The 278-nt window shown below is 73.0% G+C and carries 1 pseudogene; it reads left to right on the forward strand.

Going from position 1 to position 278, the window contains the following annotated elements:
* Positions 1-278 (forward strand): annotated as a pseudogene (locus R0J87_RS19820) (hypothetical protein); the annotation flags it as partial.

The raw sequence follows: 278 nt of genomic DNA on the forward strand, positions 1-278 counted from the left end.
CTGGTGGCGCATCGCGTCGGAGTTCGCCGATCGCGGCTACGCCATGCTCGTCGTCATCGGCGGATCCGCTGCGGTCGCCCTCGAACGAATGCACGAGCTCGAGGCGCTCAACGCCTCAGGGCCGATCGAGCCCCTCGTGCTCGACCGGCCGGAGCGTCCTGAGCCAGAACCCGAGCGCGAATCCGGCGCCGAGCCCGAGCCCGAACCCGTGCCCCAGCCGGACCCCGAGCCCGAGTGCGACGCCGAGCCCGTGCCGGAAAACCCGGACGAGCCCCCCG

It is taken from the genome of Halomonas sp. SIMBA_159 (genome assembly GCF_046536035.1).
In the GTDB taxonomy this organism is placed as follows: domain Bacteria; phylum Pseudomonadota; class Gammaproteobacteria; order Pseudomonadales; family Halomonadaceae; genus Vreelandella; species Vreelandella venusta_A.